This window comes from Corynebacterium humireducens NBRC 106098 = DSM 45392 (assembly GCF_000819445.1).
GTDB lineage: Bacteria > Actinomycetota > Actinomycetes > Mycobacteriales > Mycobacteriaceae > Corynebacterium > Corynebacterium humireducens.
In genome coordinates this window covers 2,466,616-2,483,296 of record NZ_CP005286.1, presented here as the reverse complement: position 1 = coordinate 2,483,296, position 16,681 = coordinate 2,466,616, and the positions used below count along the sequence as shown (strand labels likewise).

The window sequence follows — 16,681 nt, the reverse complement described above, 5'->3', positions numbered from 1 at the left end:
AAAGATGACCCCGGCCACTAATGTGTGACTTGTGAGTCAGTCAAACAGCCAGGACAAGGGTGGAAATGGACTCAGGATCGCCCTCGGGGTGGTCGTGGGACTCTTCGCGCTCCTCGGAATCGTCTACGGCGTCGACTACGCCCTGACTAAGGGTGACGTGCCGCGCGGCACGACCGTCGGCGGCGTCGACATCGGCGGGATGAGCCCCGCCGAGGCTCAGGCTGCCCTGGAACGCGAGCTCGGCGACACGGTCAACCAGCCGGTCCGCGTGGAGGCCGGCGACCGGGAGACCGAGTTCATCCCGGCCTCCGCCGGACTGAGCATCGACTTCGCGGACACGGTCGCCCAGATTGGCACCGAACCGCTCAACCCCTTCCCCCGCCTGGAGGGGATCCTCGGGTCCGGCCGCGAGGCCGAGATCGTCTCCCTGGTCGACGACGCCGCCCTCGCCCCCGAGCTGGAACGACTGCACGCGGACCTCACCGCCGAGCCGGCCGACGGCGTGGTCACGCTTGCCGACGGCCGCGTGGACGTCACCGACCCCGTCAACGGCCAGGAGATCGACCCCGCCCAGCTGCGGGAACGCGTGACCACCGACTGGCTCGACCCCAGCGGCGTCGAGGTTGACGCCGACATCACCCCGCCCGCCATCGGCAGGGATGCCGTGCAGGCCGCCGCCGAGGGCGACGCCGCCGCCGCGGTGTCCGGCCCGCTCACCCTCCACGGACGCGACGACATCGACGGCGTCATCGAACCCGCCCGCATGGGCGAGGTGGTCACCTTCGTCCCCGAGGGACGCGCCCTGCGCACCGAGCTCGACCTCGAGGCCGCGCAGGCGATCCTCAACGAGACCCTCGCCGACACCGAGGCGAAGAAGCAGAACGCACAGATCAACTTCTCCGGTGGCTCCCGCCAGATCACCCCCAGCGTCGACGGCGTGAAGCTCGACTGGGAGACGACGCTCGAGGGCGTCGAGAAGCGTCTCCTGTCCGCCGACGCCGCGGACCGCGAGTGGGACGCCGTCTACGAGGACGAGCCCGCCACCTTCACCACCGAGATGGCCGAGGTGGCCACCTTCGACCAGGTCGTCGGCGAGTTCACCACCTCCGGCTACTCCGCGGCCTCCGGCGTCAACATCGCGCAGGTGGCCAGCGTGGTCCACGGCGCGATCGTCGCCCCCGGCGACACCTTCTCTCTCAACGGCTACACCGGCCCCCGCGGCGCAGCCCAGGGCTACGTCGAGTCCGGCATCATCATCAACGGCCGCGCCGGCGAGGCCGTCGGCGGCGGCATCAGCCAGTTCGCCACCACCCTCTACAACGCCGCCTACTTCGCCGGCATGGAGGACGTCGCCCACACCCCGCACAGCTACTACATCTCCCGCTACCCCGCGGGACGCGAGGCCACCGTCTTCGAGGGCGCCATCGACCTGCAGTTCCGCAACAACTCGCAGTACCCGGTGCGCATCGAGACCGCCGTCGGCGGCGGCGACGTCACCGTCCGACTCACCGGCGTGAAGACCGTCACCGTCGAATCCGTCAACGGCGGCCGCTGGGCCCCGACGCAGCCCCGCCAGCAGACCGTCTCCGGCTCCGACTGCATCCCCTCGGGCGGCATCCCCGGCTTCACCACCTCCGACACCCGCATCATCCGGGACCTCTCCGGCAACGAGATCTCCCGGGAGACCATCACCACCAGGTACGATCCGCAGCCGATCGTCCGGTGTGTCTGATGAACCCGTGCGGGAGCGGGCGCCGGTGACCCCCACCAACGAGCTGCACCTCACCGACTTCGTCGCCCGGCAGTAGACTGCGGGGCACGCGGCGAGGTCGGCGGGGTCCGTGCGGGCCTCCGCGCTCGTGGCGGAGAGCCTCCTGCGGTAGGTGAGCACAGGGGCCCCGGAAAGCAATGATGCCGGCGACAGGAATCGGACCTGCGCCAGGACGGCCTACTTCCCGCACTCCATGTCCTGCTACCCCGACCCTGAGACGGAAAAACGCCCCCCACCTGAAAATCCAGGTGGGGGGCTGTTTCCAGACCGAGCCGGCGACGGGAATCGAACCCGCGCCAGCAGCTTGGGAAGCTGCAGTTCTACCATTAAACTACGCCGGCAGTCGCTCATGACGAGCTACCGGACAAGTGTAGCACTGGCGTGGGGTCGGTCAGGAAACGCCTGGTCTAGAGGAGCGTGTACTCCACCAGGTAGTGGTGGGTGTCGTCGGAACCCGCGGCGAAGCCCTTCGGTGCGGAGAACGAGAAGTCCGCCGAGCCGGTCTCGAGCTCGCTGATGACGCGCTCGACGTCGGAGTTGGGGATCCGGTAGATGACGGCGCCGCCGCTGAAGTCGGGGGCGAAGTAGGTGGCCTGGCCGTTGAAGTAGATGAAGTCCCCGGAGAGGGCACGCTTCAGGATGGTCCGCGCCTGGCGGGCCGCGGACTCGTTGATGCGGTGGCCGGAGCGGGACATCGCTCCCTCGGCGGCGGCACGCAGGCGCTGCTCGGTGGAGTTCTGGGTGGCCGCCGAGGACATGCCGAAGCTGGACTGCGCGTGGGCGACGCCGGTCGGGGCGAGCACCATCGTGAGCGCGAGGGCGGAGGCGGTGAGGGCGCGGGTGAAACGGGTCATGATGGACCTTTCGGTTCGAGAGACAGGAACTGGTGGAACAGCCCGGACATTAACGGGCCCCCAGGACATCAATGTCCGCTAACTAGTACATGTGATCGAGTGGGCCAGCGGAGGGGCGTCGTCACGTACACTCAGGACCGTGCTTCTCTCAGATCGTGACATCCGTTCCGCCATCAACTCCGGTGACCTCGGGATCGAGCCCTTCGAACCGGCGAACATCCAGCCGTCGAGCGTGGACGTCCGCATGGACCGGTTCTTCCGGGTGTTCAACAACTCGAAGTACACGCACATCGACCCGAAGCTGCAGCAGGATGACCTGACCAGCCTCGTCGAGGTGGAGGAGGGGGAGGCGTTCGTGCTGCACCCGGGGGAGTTCGTGCTGGCCTCCACGCTGGAGAAGTTCACGCTCCCGCCGAACCTCGCCGGTCGCCTCGAGGGCAAGTCCTCGCTGGGACGCCTGGGGCTGCTGGCGCACTCGACCGCGGGCTTCATCGACCCGGGTTTCTCGGGGTACATCACGCTGGAGCTGTCGAACGTCGCGAACCTGCCGATGACCTTGTGGCCCGGCATGAAGGTCGGACAGCTGGCGCTGTTCCGGATGAGTTCCCCGGCGGAGGTGCCCTACGGCACAGGCTCCCTGGGGTCGAAGTACCAGGGTCAGCGGGGTCCGACGCCGTCGCGGGCGTACCTGAACTTCCCGGCGGAGTAGCCGGGGCGGGGTGTCCCCCGTTCTCTACCCCCGGAAGTGGCATTCAATCCCAGTTCAGCCTGCGTTCATTCGGGAGCAGTAACAATAACCGGTATGCGTATGACTGTCATCGGCACCGGATACCTGGGTGCGACCCACGCGGCCTGCATGGCTGAGCTCGGCCATGAGGTGCTCGGCGTGGATGTGGACTCTGCCAAGATCGACTCCCTCAGCGAGGGCACGGTCCCGTTCTACGAGCCCGGCCTGCCGGAGGTGCTCACCCGGAACCTGGAGTCCGGTCGGCTGGACTTCACCACCGACTACCAGCGTGCGGCGGACTTCGCGAACGTGCACTTCCTCGGTGTGGGCACCCCGCAGGAGCGGGGCTCCTACGCGGCGGACCTGACCTACGTGTACGCGGTGATCAGGGACCTGGTGCCGCTGCTGGAGGGTGACCACATCATCTTCGGCAAGTCGACCGTGCCGGTGGGCACCGCCGATGAGCTGCAGAAGCTGGCCGATGAGCTGGCGAAGCCGGGCACCACCGTCGAGATCGCCTGGAACCCGGAGTTCCTCCGTGAGGGCTACGGCGTGCAGGACACCATCTCCCCGGACCGCATCGTCCTCGGTGTGCGTCGCGGTGAGACCCGCGCGGAGGAGGTCGCCCGTGAGGTGTACGCGAAGTCGATCGCGGAGGGCACCCCGTTCCTGGTCATGGACACGGTGACGTCCGAGCTGGTCAAGGTGTCGGCGAACGCGTTCCTGGCCACGAAGATCTCCTTCATCAACGCCGTCGCGGAGATCTGCGAGATCGCGGGCGGCGACGTGACCAAACTTGCCGACGCCATCGGCTACGACGACCGCATCGGCCGCAAGTTCCTCGGCGCGGGCCTCGGCTTCGGTGGCGGCTGCCTGCCCAAGGACATCCGGGCCTTCATGGCGCGTGCCGGTGAGCTGGGCGCCGACCAGGCACTGACCTTCCTGCGTGAGGTCGACACCATCAACATGCGCCGCCGCGACCGTGTCGTGCAGCTGGCCCGTGAGCTGTGCGACGGCAACCTGCTCGGCCACCGCATCACCGTCCTCGGCGCGGCGTTCAAGCCGAACTCGGACGACGTGCGCGACTCGCCGGCGCTGTCGGTGGCGGGTTCCCTGTCCCTGGCGGGCGCCGAGGTTTCCGTCTACGACCCGAAGGCCATGGACAACGCCCGCAAGGTCTTCCCGACGCTCGGCTACACCGACTCCGTCGAGGAGGCCCTCGAGGGTGCGGAGCTGGTCGTGCTCGCCACGGAGTGGCAGCAGTTCCGGGACCTCGACCCGGAGGTCGTCGGTGAGCTCGTGCAGCGTCGCACGATCATCGACGGGCGCAACGTGCTCGACGTCGACAAGTGGCAGGCCGCCGGCTGGAACATCCACGCCCTGGGCCGCACCCTCTAGACGCCTGTCGACGCCCGCCCGGCCCTCTCCGGCACCGTCCACGCCGCAATGAGCGTGGTCAGCGGCACGGCGAGGGTGAGCGCCAGGGCGCCGATGCCGGAGCGCAGCAGCTCCGTGGCGACGATGTCGCTGGTGAGCGTCTGCGTGAGCGGGCGCTGCGCCACGGAGATGAGCAGGAGCATCGGCAGCACCGCACCCGTGTAGGTGAGCACCAGGGTGTACACCATCGAGGAGATGTGGTCGCGCCCGACCTTCATCGCGCCGAGGAACAGACGCCACGGGGAGGCGTCGGGGTCGAGGTCCGCCAGTTCGTTGACGGTGGAGGACTGGGCGACCGTGACGTCGTTGAGCACGCCGAGGGCGCCGATGATGAATCCGCACAGCAGCAGACCGACGATGGACACGTCCGGCAGGTAGAGCAGGATGGTGAGGTTGTCGTCGGAACCCAGGCCGCGCAGGTGGGTCGTGCCGATGGCGGCCCGCGCCAGCCCGGCGGCCACCGCCAGGGCGATGAGCGTGCCCGCCAACGCGGAGGCGGACTTCCAGTTCACTCCGTGGACGAGCGGCACCACCACCATGAGGATCGCCGAACCCGCGACCACCGCCAGCGCGAGCGGCTCCCGGCCGTGGAGCAGCGCCGGCAGGAGGAACACCCCGATCCCGAGGAGGGTGACCACCAGACCGACCAGGGCGCGCACGCCCCGCCAGGCGGCGAACACCACGATCATGAGCGCGATGAGTACACCCCACACCGCCAGTGGGACCGCACGCTGGTAGTCGCCGAAGGTGTAGGTCGTGCCCTCCGGTCCGTCGGTGGCGGTGAGCAGCACCTCATCGCCCTCCCGCAGGTGCGGCTCGCCGGGCAGCCCGTAGTGGACGAGCTGGGTGCGCCGCCCCTCGTCGGGGCCGGAGGTGATGGTCACCAGAGAGCGCTCACACTCCTGCCCGGACTGCTCCAGGGGGACGACGGGTGAGCCGTCGAAGGCCCTCCCCGTGGAGGGGGAGGAGCAGGCGGTGGCGTCGACAAGCTCGACGGTGCCGCTGACCTGGGTGTGGTTGAGGTTGAAGGTGGTGGCGAACTCCTCACTCACCTGCGGTTCCCCGGCCGGTGGCCACAGCCGCCACACCCCGAACACGGTGGCGAGGAGGGAGAGGACGAGGAAGCCGAGGAGTATCCGCCGCCAGGGAGAGACGGGGGTGCCTGAGCTGCGGTGTTTTCCCATGTAGAGAAACCCTAGTCCCGATAGCATGAGGAGGTATGTCCCCGTTCTCCCTGTCCGACGCACCCGTCACCACTCTGCCCGGTTTCCGGCGGACGTTCCCGCGCGGCCGCCTGACCCTGGGGATCGCGCTGCCGCTGGTCGCGGGCAGCGCCGAGCACCCTGCGGTGGACATCGGGCGTCAGGTCGAGCTCATCCGGCGGGCCGAGGAGGGCGGCTTCGCGACGGCCTGGCTCCGCGACATCCCGCTGCGTGTCGCCGACTTCGGCGACGTGGGGCAGGTGTGGGACCCGTTCCCGTATCTGGGGTACCTGGCGGCGTCGACAAGCGAGATCGCACTGGGCACCGCAGCCGTCGTGGCTCCCGTGCGGCATCCCCTGCATCTGGCGAAGGAGGCGGCCAGCGTCGACCACCTGTCGGGCGGGCGGTTCCTGTTCGGCATCGCGACGGGCGACCGGCCCGTCGAGTACAAGGCCTTCGGTCTCGAGGAGGGCGCCCGCGCCGACGTGTTCCGCGAGAACCTCGACGTGATGGACCAGGCGTGGACCACCGAGAACCAGGGAATCCGCTGGTCACGCGGCCGTATGTGGGGCGGCGACATCGTGCCGAAGCCCCTCGCCGTGCGCCCGCCGGTGCTCACCGTCGGCTCATGCCTGCAGTCGATGGAGTGGCACCGCGAGCACGCCGACGCCCACCTCACCTACCACCGTCCCCTGCCCACGCAGCAGAAGTACCTCGCCGAGTGGCGCGACGGGGTGGACAAGCCCTTCGGCATGAACATCGCCCTCGACCTGCACCCCGACCTCGACGCGGAGCCCGGGCCGATCAAGTTCGGCTGGTCCGTCGGCGCGCGGCCGCTCGTGCGCATCCTCCACGAACTGGAGGCGATGGGCGTCGACCACTGCATCCTCGGCCTGAAGCGCGGGACACGCCCGGCGGACGAGGTGCTCGAGGAACTCATCGAGCACGTCGTCCCGGATTTCGCCGCTACTGCTTGTAGCTGACCAGGAAGTTGCCCAGCCGCTCGATGGCGTTCTCCAGCTGCGACGCCCACGGCAGGGTGACCATGCGGAAGTGGTCGGTCGTCGGCCAGTTGAAGCCGGTGCCCTGCACGAGGAGGATCTTCTCGGCGCGGAGGATGTCGAGCATGAGTTTGGCGTCGTCGTGAATCTCGTAGACGTTGGGGTCCAGACGCGGGAAGGCGTAGAGCGCACCCATCGGCTTCACGCAGCTCACGCCGGGAATCTCGTTGAGCTTCTGGTACGCGACGTTGCGCTGGTTGAGCAGACGCCCGCCCTCGCCGGTCAGCGAGTAGATCGACTGCTTGCCGCCGAGCGCCACCTGGATGCCGTGCTGCGCGGGCACGTTCGGGCACAGGCGGGTACCGGCGAGGAGCTCCAGCCCCTCGATGAAGCCGCGGGCGTGGTCCTGCGGGCCGGTGAGCACCATCCAGCCGGCGCGGTAGCCCGCGACGCGGTACGCCTTGGACAGGCCGTTGTACGTGATGGTGAGCAGGTCCGGGGCCAGGGTGGCCAGGGAGATGTGCTCGGCGTCGTCGTAGAGGATGCGGTCGTAGATCTCGTCGGCGAGGATGAGCAGCTCGTGCTCGCGCGCGATGTCCACGATCTGCTGCAGGATCTCACGCGAGTACACCGCACCAGTCGGGTTGTTCGGGTTGATGACGACGATCGCCTTCGTCTTCTCCGTCACCTTGGAACGGATGTCCTCGATCGACGGGTTCCAGTCGTCCTCCTCATCGCACAGGTAGTGCACCGGCTTACCGCCGGACAGGGAGCACGCGGCGGTCCACAGCGGGTAGTCCGGGGCGGGGATGAGGACCTCGTCACCGTCGTTGAGCAGCGCCTGCATCGTCATGGTGATGAGCTCGGAGACACCGTTGCCGAGGAACACGTCCTCCACGTCGAAGTCCGGGAAACCCTCGACGAGCTCATAACGGGTGACCACGGCACGACGGGCCGGGATGATGCCCTTGGACGTCGAGTAGCCCTGCGCGGTCGGCAGCGCGGCGATCATGTCACGCATGATCACGTCCGGCGCGTCGAAGCCGAACGTGGCCGGGTTGCCGGTGTTCAGCTTGAGGATGTGGTGACCGTCCGCCTCCAGCCGCTCCGCCTCCGCCGACACCGGGCCGCGGATCTCATACAGGACGTCCTTCATCTTGTTCGACTGATCGAAGGTACGGGGGCGTCGGCGGATAGGGGTCGGGGAGTCGGTCTCACTCATGGACTACATGTTGCCACTACTTCTTGCCACGCTCCAACGCCTTGTTCACGAATCCCATCGCCTTGTTCGTCAATTCAGCCGTCTGGGCGCGTCGTTCCGCCCTCAGAGCCTCGAGCTGTTCCTGGTTCGCCAGGCGCAGCTCCACGGCGCGCAGCTGCTCCGTCGTCCGCAGCTCCCTGAGGCGCTGCTTGTCGACGGCCCGCGCACTCGGCACATACCACGACTTCGGCCCCACCTTCATGATGTACAACATGATCCACACCGTCGGGATGATCAGCCACAGCAGGCCCGCAGCCGGCGTGACCGTCAGCAGGAGCCCGGAGGCGACCGCCGTGCCGATCGTCGACAGCCCCAGGAGGCCCAGGCGGATGTTGCGCCCCTCCCGGTACGCGGCCTCGATCTCCTGCGCCGAATACAACTTGTCGACCTGCCCCGTCGCCTGACCACTGAACCGTGGAATGTCGCTGAACAGCGGATCCAGGTCACGCTGGAACTCCGCCTGCGCGATCTTCTGGCAACGCTCGTCGTACTGGTCAATGGAGAGCCGCCCCTCCGCGAAGGCACGGCCCAGCGTCGACATGGCGGCGCTGCGCTCGGCGTCGCTCAGCCTCATGTTCGGTCCGGGGGTCGGGTACCTCATACTCATGCCGTCAAGCTTACTGATGCAGCCTGAAAGTACCCTCCGGGGAAGCCCTGATCTTTTGGGAGTGGGTTGGGGGTTGGGGCGGGGCTTTCGGCCGGGGGTTGTGGTGCTGGAAGGTTCCGATTCCACGTCAACTTCCGTGACCCTTTGTGTTTCCCCAGGTCGCGATCTGTGACTCATGGGGTTCACGTGTAAACAGAGAGCTTCTCGACGAGCCCCGCTCCCCAGTCCCTCACCTTTCCTCTGTGTCGTTCTTCTCAGCCGTGGGCGGAATCGCGGTGCCCGGTGCCGGTGGGACTGCCGGCGTCGGCGGGACTGCGGAGCCAGGTGCGGGTGGAACTACAACATTTGGCGACGCGAAAGCCGCCGAGGCGGGTGGCACGGCGCCGCCTGGGGCGGGTGGCACCGCCGGTGTCGGCGGAACAGCTGTGCCCGGTGCGGGTGGCACGGCGGTACCTGGTGCTGGGGGAACTACAACACTTGGTGCTGCGGGAACGGCCGGTGCGGGAGGCATGGCAGTACCTGGTGCTGGGGGAACTACAACACTTGGTGCTGCGGGAACGGCCGGTGCGGGAGGCATGGCAGTACCCGGTGCTGGGGGAACTACAACACTTGGTGCTGCGGGAACGGCCGGTGCGGGTGGCACGGCGGTACCTGGTGCTGGGGGAACTACAACACTTGGTGCTGCGGGAACGGCCGGTGCGGGTGGCACGGCGGTACCTGGTGCTGGGGGAACTACAACACTTGGTGCTGCGGGAACGGCCGGTGCGGGTGGCACGGCGGTACCTGGTGCTGGGGGAACTACAACACTTGGTGCTGCGGGAACGGCCGGTGCGGGTGGCACGGCGGTACCTGGTGCTGGGGGAACTACAACACTTGGTGCTGCGGGAACGGCCGGTGCGGGTGGCACGGAAGTACCTGGGGCTGGCGGTACAGCAGCACCCGGCGCAGGAGGAACGGCCACACCAGGGGCCGGTGGCGTGGTCGACGCAGGAGGAACCGCCGTGCCTGGTGCGGGTGGCACAGCGGCACCCGGGACGGGCGGAACTACAACATTCGGCACCGCGAGAGCACCTTGCGCAGGCAGTACAGCGGTACCCGGAGCAGGAGGAACCACACCATTGGGCGCCGCGGGAGCGACCGGTGCCGGAGGCGTGGCAGGCGCAGGCGGAGTTGTGGGGGAGGGCTTCTTCGTGGAGGTCAGACCGAGGTCGCGACCCGCGAGCGGCGCATCAGCACCGGCCGCGCCATTCCCACGCGAACGCCTCGGGCGGATCACCTCGCCGAGGAAGTGGGGTTCGCGGGCGGGTGGGAGGTGGCCGTCGATAAGGATGGAGTCGCGGAGCATCTGGGCGACGTCGCGCACGACTGGGGCGGGTGCGTCAGGGGACGCCAGGGCCTTGACGCCGCCGGTGAACATGGTGGTGCAGAAGGGGCAGCCGGTGGCGATCTCCTCCGCGCCGGTGGCGAGGGCCTGCTCGGAGCGGAACTCGTTGACGCGGCGGCCGATGGTCTCCTCCATGTACATGCGTGCACCGCCGGCGCCGCAGCAGAAGGCCTCCTCGCGGGTGTGGCCCATCTCGACGAGGGAGGCGCCGGCGGCCTCGACCATCTCGCGCGGCGGGTCGTAGACCTGGTTGTGGCGTCCGAGGAAGCAGGGGTCGTGGTAGGTGACGGGGCGGCGGTGCTCGGGGCCGCGGGGGACGGGTGTGAGCAGGCCGTCGCGGACGAGGCGGTTGAGCAGCTGGGTGTGGTGGAAGACGTCGAAGTGGCCGTCGAAATCCGGGTACTCGTTGCGGATGGTGTTGAAGCAGTGGGGGCAGGTGGTGATGATCTTGCGCTGCCCGGCGGGGACGCCGTCGAAGACGTCGTTGAGGGTGGCGATGTTCTCGGTGGCGAGCATCTGGAAGAGGAACTCGTTGCCGGCCCGGCGGGCGGGGTCGCCGGTGCAGGTCTCGCCGGTGGACAGGACCGCGAACTTCACGCCTGCGGTGTGCAGCAGTTCGACGACGGCGCGGGTGGTGCGCACGCCGTCGTCGTCGAAGGCGCCGGCGCAGCCGACCCAGAAGAGGTACTCGGTGTCGCTGAGGTCCTGGATGTCGTCGCCGACGACGGGGACGGGGATGCCGTCGGCACGCGCGGCGGCGACCCAGGAGTTGCGGTCGGCGCGGTTGCGGCCCCAGGGGTTGCCCTTGGACTCGAGGTTCTTGAACAGGCCGGTGAGTTCGGAGGGGAACTCGGAGTCGGCGAGGACCCGGAAGCGACGCAGGTCGGCGACGTGGTCGAGGTGCTCGATGTCGACGGGGCACTGGTCGACGCAGGCGCCGCAGTTCGTGCAGGACCACAGGACGTCGTCGGAGATGACGTTGGCCATGCTGAGCACGTCGACGCCCTCGTACTCCCTGCCGAACGCGGCGTCGCGGATGTCTGTCATTAGGAGCTTCGGGTTGAGCGGCTTGCCGGTGTTCCAGGCGGGGCAGAGGTCCTGGCAGCGGCCGCAGTCGGTGCAGGTGGAGGCGTCGAGAAGCATCTTCCACGAGGCGTCCCCCAGCTTGCCGACGCCCAACGTGTCCTCCTCCCCGATGTTGTCGAGGGTGAGCACCTTGCTGCCCGACGTCATCGGCTTCAGGCGGCCGGTGGCCTTGCGGCCGTCCGCGTTGGTCTGCAGGTAGATGTTGAAGAAGGCGAGGAAACGGTGCCAGCCGACGCCCCACGAGAGGTTGAGCCCCAGGAGCGCCAGGAACGCCATGCCGCCGAGCAGCTTGAGCAGCGCGAACGCGGACACCATCGTCGGGGAGGCCGGCAGCAGCGTCGCCAGGTGGCGGGAGAGGAAGTCCGCGACCGGGTGCCCACCGCCGAACGTGGCGATCTTGCCGGCCTTCACCAGCAGCATGCCCAGGCCCTCGAAGAAGACGATCGCCTCGATGGCGCGGGCGGCGGTGTGGTCGGAACCGAAGAACCGCGAACCACGCTCCTTCGTGCCCTGGCGCAGGCGCACCACGACCAGGGCCACGATACCCGCGACCGTGCCGATACCCAGCACCTCCTCAACGAAGCGGTACGCACCCCAGTCACCCAGCCACGGCCACCCGCCCGCCGGATTGAACGTCTGGATGTACGCCTCGAACCACACCAGCACACCGAACAGGAAACCCACCATGACCAGCCAGTGGGCCACATTGACCAGCGGGCGTGACTTGAAGTGCGTGTGCCCGAACACCTCCACGAGCACACGGGAGAAACGCTGCAGCGGCCTGTCCGTGCGGTCACCCGCCGGGAGCGGCTGCCCCGAACGGACGAAACGGAACATCCGCAGCCCCGCCGCCACGAAAAGCCCCCACACGGGGAGTGACAGAACAAGGCCGATGACACCGAACACGATGGTGGTGGGGGAGATTGCCTGGTCAACCGCAAACATGTGCTCAGTCTAGAGTGCGCACTGGTGAGCACCCTGATCGCTGCTTATCGACGCCCCACTGATCCCCCTCCTGAGCAGCGGAACGGGAGGTGCGGTGGGGTGAAAGATAAGGGAGATCTACTGGGGAGGAAGTGGGACCGCACGGGCGGAGGGTGGAGCATGAAGAGTGTCGAACCGAGTGCTGGCCAGTCGACGTTCAGCGAGGGTGATGAGGTGGAAGACTTCGTCTGCCAGGAACCCGGTGACTCCCTTTCCCGGCTCTTCACGATTTGGAGTGCGTAGCTGACCACGGGGTGGGGTTCGGGGTGGCACAACATGTAGAGGTCCTGGCCGGTACAAGATGAGAGTTGCGAAGCTTCCATCTGACCGAACCAGGACCCTACTGTGCAGCCTAGTGGCAACCTCGTCGCCGACACCATCTGCCGCACGGCAGAAATCGGCCTGACCATCACCGGAGCCGCTGACGCCGGCAACATCACCATCATCGACGCCACCCCGGTGGCCGTGGCCACCACCTGTCCCGAGTGCGGACACCCCGGGACGAAACGTGATCACGTGGTCCGGACTCTGGTCGACCTGCCGGTGGTGGGGTTCCCCACCCGCCTGCATGTGCGCGTCCCCAGATTCCTGTGCACGATGGCGTCCTGTCCCCGCAAGATCTTCCAGGCTTCACTGGCCTGCGCGGATGACCGATCCAAGCTCACCCACCGCGTCACCCGCTGGGTCCTCCAGCGACTAGCGATTGACCGGATGAGCGTGGCTGCGACCGCCACAGCGCTGGGCGTCGGGTGGGAGCTGGTCAACCAGGTCGCACTGGATGCCTGCCGCCAGCTCGTCTACGACGATGCTTCCCACCTCGATGGAGTCCGGATCCTCGGTGTGGACGAACATGTCTGGAAGCACACCCGAAAGCCAGGCCAGCCGTCCAACCTGGTGACGATCCTGGTCGACCTCACCCCGCTGGTCGACGGACGTGGGCCGGCCCGACTACTGGATATCCGCCCAGGCCGCAGCGCAGACGTGCTGCGCACGTGGCTGCAGGAACGCGACCCTGGCTTCCGGGAGCAGGTGCAGGTCGTGACCATGGACGGGTTCACCGGCTACGCCAGCGCTGTCGACCAGGTCCTCCCGGGCGCCACCAAGGTCATGGATCCCTTTCACGTGGTCCATCTGGCAGCTGACAAGCTCACCGGATGCCGGCAACGGCTCCAACGAGAGACCACCGGACGCCGGGGCCGCAAGGACGATCCGCTGTACAAGCACCGTCGCACGCTACTGACCAGGACGGACTACCTCACCGAGCGGCAGAAACAGCGACTGGACATGCTGTGGGCCACCGATGACGACTACGTGGCCCTGGAGGTGACGTGGATGTTCTATCAGGACGTGATCCAGGCGTACGGGCATCCGAAGAAGTCGGAGGGCAAGAAGTTGATGGACCGGATCATCAACACCCTGCGCAAAGGCTTGCCGAAAGGTCTGGAGGAGCTGGCTCAACTCGGGAGAACCCTGTGGCGTCGGCGGGAAGATGTCCTGGCGTACTTCGATATCGGGGCGTCCAACGGTCCGGTCGAGGCGATCAACGGACGGCTTGAGCATCTACGCGGGATTGCTCTGGGGTTCAGGAATCTCAACCACTACATCTTGCGGTCACTGATCCACTCCGGCCAGATACACAACCGGATCAACGCACTCTAAATCGTGAAGAGCCCCTTTCCCACGGATTTTCTTCGGAGGACCCCTGCGTCCACCAGATTATCGAGGGCCTTGTTTGCTGCGGTTCGAGAGGTGGAGAACATCGACGCAGCTACGGGAGCGGTGAGGAGGGGGTGGTCAGGGATGCTTTCGAGGATGGAGGCCTCGATGGAATCACTGCGCAGTGCCCTGGTCATGGGGCCCGACCCCCGGAAAGTAGACACAGGGGATGTGATCAGGAAGCAGATCTCAGCATAACAGGACACCGCTCCTCAAACACTGCTGGCGCGAGATATTTACACCAGGAATGTCGACGCGTGGTGTTGTAGCGGGTACACCAGCGGAAAACATCTCGCCGGCACTGCAACTGATTGGTAAACGTCTTCGCGTCCTGGAGGACCTCGCGCTTCAACGCGGCGTTAAATGACTCCGCCAAGGCATTGTCAGCACTGGCACCAATCGCGCCCATCGACTGCCGGATCCCTAACTCCCCGCACGTGTCCTGGAACGCATGCGAGGTATAGACACTTCCGTGATCCGAGTGAAAAACAGCATCCTTTAGACTTCCACGCTGTCCCTTCGCCATCACCAGCGCGTCCTGGACCAGGGAGGTGCGCATGTGATCGGCGATCGCGAAGCCGACCAGCCGACGGGAGAAACAGTCGATGACGGTGGCCAGGTACATATTCGACCCGTCCGCGATCGGCAGGTAGGTGATGTCGCCGACGTAGACCCGATTGGGATGCTCAGCGGTGAATTTCCTTCCCACGAGATCCGGAAAAACCGACTTCTTTCCCTCGGACACCGGGGTGGTGATCTTGCGTTTCTTCGAATACCCGAACAGCTTCAACGAGCGCATGATGCGGGCGACTTTCTTGTGGTTGACCGGGGTTGCGGTCGAATCGTCGTTGAGTTCCGCAGTGATGCGTTTCGCCCCGTAGCATCCGCGTTCCTTGGTGAACACGGCCTTGACCCTTGCGCCGAGGATCGCGTCGCTGAGCAGACGTTTCTTCCTGGTGGCGGAGGTGTTTTTCCATTTGTAGTACGAGGACCGATTGAGCTGGAGGACCTCGCATAACCGCTTAACCGAATGGTCGTTCCGGGCGTCGTCAACGAACTGGAAGCGGATCACCAGTTCGTCTCTTCCGCAAAATATTTCGCGGCCTTGCGCAGAATGTCGCGTTCCTCCCGGAGTCTGCGAACTTCTCGTTCCAGCTGGCGGATGCGTTCCGCTTCGGTCACCACGGTCGGTGTGTCAGAGCTGGAGGAAGAATCCGAGCTGCTGGTGCGGGCGCCGGTGCCGTATTTGCGGACCCAGATCTGGAGCGTGTTGCGGTTGACGCCGAGTTCTGTGGCGAGGGCGTTGATCGATACCCCGGGTGAGTTCTCGTAGAGGGCGACCGCGTCGCGGCGGAACTCCTCGGTGTAGGTCTTGATCGGCATGGTGGCAGGTTACCTTTCTTCCCCGGCAGAAAGCCGGGTTGTCGGGTGTCTACCAAACAGGGGTCAGGTCCATGCCCTGTGACTTCCGGTGGGCATCGACACGTTCCCGCCACTCAGCACGGAGTTCATCAATCTCACGGGAGATCCGTGTCGCCTGCGTGGCAGCTTCTTCAGCAGCAGAGATGAAGACATCCAGCCACTCACTCAGTCCGGCAGACCCGGAATCAGGTGCCCGGAACCGGGTGAGCCCGTGGATATACCGGTCGGACCAGGTGCCCAGGACCATGCTGACAGGTAGGACCGGGTAGTCCACCAGACCGCGGCGCTGCAGGACGACGTGAATGAGTGCTCGGCCGACGCGGCCGTTGCCGTCTGCGAACGGATGAATCGTCTCGAACTGGGCATGCACGAGCGCTGCCTGAATAAGTGCGCCATGAGTGGCACCGTTGAGGTATTCGATCAGGTCATCCATCAGTCCGGGAACCACCTCCGGGGGAGGCGGGACGAACTCAGCCTCGATGGGGGAGTAGTCGGATCCTCCGATCCAGTTCTGGGTCTCCCGGATGCCGCTGATGCGCGGGTTCCTGAGGAGGAGCTCCTGGGCTTCGATAATCTCGGCCAGACCGATGGTTTCTGTACGTCGGACTTTCTCACTCAGCTGCTGCAGGATGGCTACGTTGTTGGCCACCAGCTGGGCGACACTTGCTGAAGGCGCCCCAGGTTCTAAGCGCAGTTCCGCGATGGCCACTTTGTCCGGTTGCGGGGCGATGCCTTCGATCCGGGAGGAGGAAATGGCCTCCGACCGGAGAAGGAAGCGGGAAATTCCCTCCAGGCCGGTGCCTGTGGTGTGGAGGGAGCCACGGTTGGACAGTGAGAGGATCTGCTGTTCAACGTGACTCGCCTTCCGGGACAGAGCTGCCGGGATGTTGATACGGCGAGTGATGAGCGGATCCGGAAGGAAGGCCCGATAGGGACCTCCCATCCTGGCTCTGCGACTCAGCCCGGGGCCGTCGGCTCCGGGCCAGTGCTTCTCTATCCAATCAGACATAGCCCTTATCCTTCACTTCCGCCCGAGGGGCGTCAAGGATAAGGCTTATCTTTGACACCGGGGGGTGGGGAGGGGCGGGGAAAGGGCTAACCTTGCTGGCGAATTGGTGTGACGAGTTGGGGGCCGCGTGCCGCAGAGCCCCGCTGACGCGGGGAGAGGAGAGCTTCGGTAGCTCACAGCCATGGTTGCATGGCTCATGCCGGCTGACGCGGGCCAACTG

13 protein-coding genes and 1 tRNA gene are annotated in these 16,681 nt (G+C 66.6%); 6 read left to right on the top strand and 8 right to left on the bottom strand.

The window, feature by feature from the left end:
- The first annotated feature begins 31 nt into the window (after positions 1-31).
- Positions 32-1,732 carry a VanW family protein gene (locus B842_RS12120; protein WP_052437934.1) on the top strand — a complete coding sequence of 567 codons (1,701 nt, stop codon included), beginning with the start codon at positions 32-34 and terminating at the stop codon, positions 1,730-1,732.
- 309 nt (positions 1,733-2,041) lie between these two features.
- Here the strand turns inward: B842_RS12120 and B842_RS12115 are convergent.
- Positions 2,042-2,112, bottom strand: a tRNA-Gly gene (locus tag B842_RS12115).
- Between the two features lie 66 nt (positions 2,113-2,178).
- Positions 2,179-2,625, bottom strand: coding sequence for a hypothetical protein (locus B842_RS12110; protein WP_040086918.1), 447 nt, complete (start codon positions 2,623-2,625; stop codon positions 2,179-2,181).
- A 139-nt stretch (positions 2,626-2,764) separates the two neighbouring features.
- On the opposite strand from B842_RS12110, the gene dcd reads away from it, so the two are divergent.
- Positions 2,765-3,334: a dCTP deaminase gene (gene dcd, locus B842_RS12105; RefSeq protein ID WP_040086916.1), complete on the top strand. Its 570-nt coding sequence runs from the start codon at positions 2,765-2,767 to the stop codon at positions 3,332-3,334.
- A gap of 93 nt (positions 3,335-3,427) precedes the next feature.
- Positions 3,428-4,750: a UDP-glucose dehydrogenase family protein gene (locus B842_RS12100; RefSeq protein ID WP_040086914.1), complete on the top strand. Its 1,323-nt coding sequence runs from the start codon at positions 3,428-3,430 to the stop codon at positions 4,748-4,750.
- On the opposite strand, the gene B842_RS12095 is transcribed toward B842_RS12100, so the two are convergent.
- On the bottom strand, positions 4,747-5,973 hold the full coding sequence (locus B842_RS12095; protein WP_040086913.1) for a YibE/F family protein: 1,227 nt from the start codon (positions 5,971-5,973) through the stop codon (positions 4,747-4,749). The two genes, B842_RS12100 and B842_RS12095, sit on opposite strands and share 4 nt — an antisense overlap.
- A gap of 35 nt (positions 5,974-6,008) precedes the next feature.
- Between B842_RS12095 and B842_RS12090 the strand changes: the two genes are divergently transcribed.
- Entirely contained in the window at positions 6,009-6,974 is a 966-nt protein-coding gene (locus B842_RS12090; RefSeq protein WP_040086912.1) for an LLM class oxidoreductase, read from the top strand.
- On the opposite strand, the gene B842_RS12085 is transcribed toward B842_RS12090, so the two are convergent.
- From B842_RS12085 to B842_RS12075, 3 genes are all read right to left on the bottom strand, one after another.
- Positions 6,958-8,214: a pyridoxal phosphate-dependent aminotransferase gene (locus B842_RS12085; RefSeq protein ID WP_040086910.1), complete on the bottom strand. Its 1,257-nt coding sequence runs from the start codon at positions 8,212-8,214 to the stop codon at positions 6,958-6,960. The genes B842_RS12090 and B842_RS12085 overlap by 17 nt on opposite strands.
- A gap of 16 nt (positions 8,215-8,230) precedes the next feature.
- The gene (locus tag B842_RS12080) at positions 8,231-8,860 is read right to left on the bottom strand and encodes a DUF1707 SHOCT-like domain-containing protein (RefSeq protein ID WP_040086909.1); all 630 of its coding nucleotides are present in this window, start codon (positions 8,858-8,860) and stop codon (positions 8,231-8,233) included.
- Between the two features lie 229 nt (positions 8,861-9,089).
- Positions 9,090-12,275, bottom strand: a complete 3,186-nt coding sequence (locus B842_RS12075; RefSeq protein WP_052437932.1) for a (Fe-S)-binding protein — start codon at positions 12,273-12,275, stop codon at positions 9,090-9,092.
- A 24-nt stretch (positions 12,276-12,299) separates the two neighbouring features.
- Between B842_RS12075 and B842_RS13780 the strand changes: the two genes are divergently transcribed.
- Positions 12,300-12,557, top strand: coding sequence for a hypothetical protein (locus B842_RS13780; RefSeq protein WP_156119520.1), 258 nt, complete (start codon positions 12,300-12,302; stop codon positions 12,555-12,557).
- A gap of 102 nt (positions 12,558-12,659) precedes the next feature.
- Positions 12,660-13,973, top strand: a complete 1,314-nt coding sequence (locus B842_RS12070; RefSeq protein ID WP_040085205.1) for an ISL3 family transposase — start codon at positions 12,660-12,662, stop codon at positions 13,971-13,973.
- Positions 13,974-14,205: 232 nt separating this feature from the next.
- On the opposite strand, the gene B842_RS12065 is transcribed toward B842_RS12070, so the two are convergent.
- Both B842_RS12065 and B842_RS12055 read right to left on the bottom strand, forming a co-directional pair.
- Positions 14,206-15,413 (bottom strand): IS3 family transposase gene (locus tag B842_RS12065; RefSeq protein WP_373277311.1). Its coding sequence is split into 2 segments (ribosomal slippage): positions 14,206-15,113 and positions 15,113-15,413, totalling 1,209 coding nucleotides; the frame shifts between segments, so codons are not numbered across the junction.
- 49 nt (positions 15,414-15,462) lie between these two features.
- Complete coding sequence (locus B842_RS12055; protein WP_052437931.1) at positions 15,463-16,461, bottom strand: Fic family protein; 999 nt, start codon at positions 16,459-16,461, stop codon at positions 15,463-15,465.
- Positions 16,462-16,681: the final 220 nt, after the last annotated feature.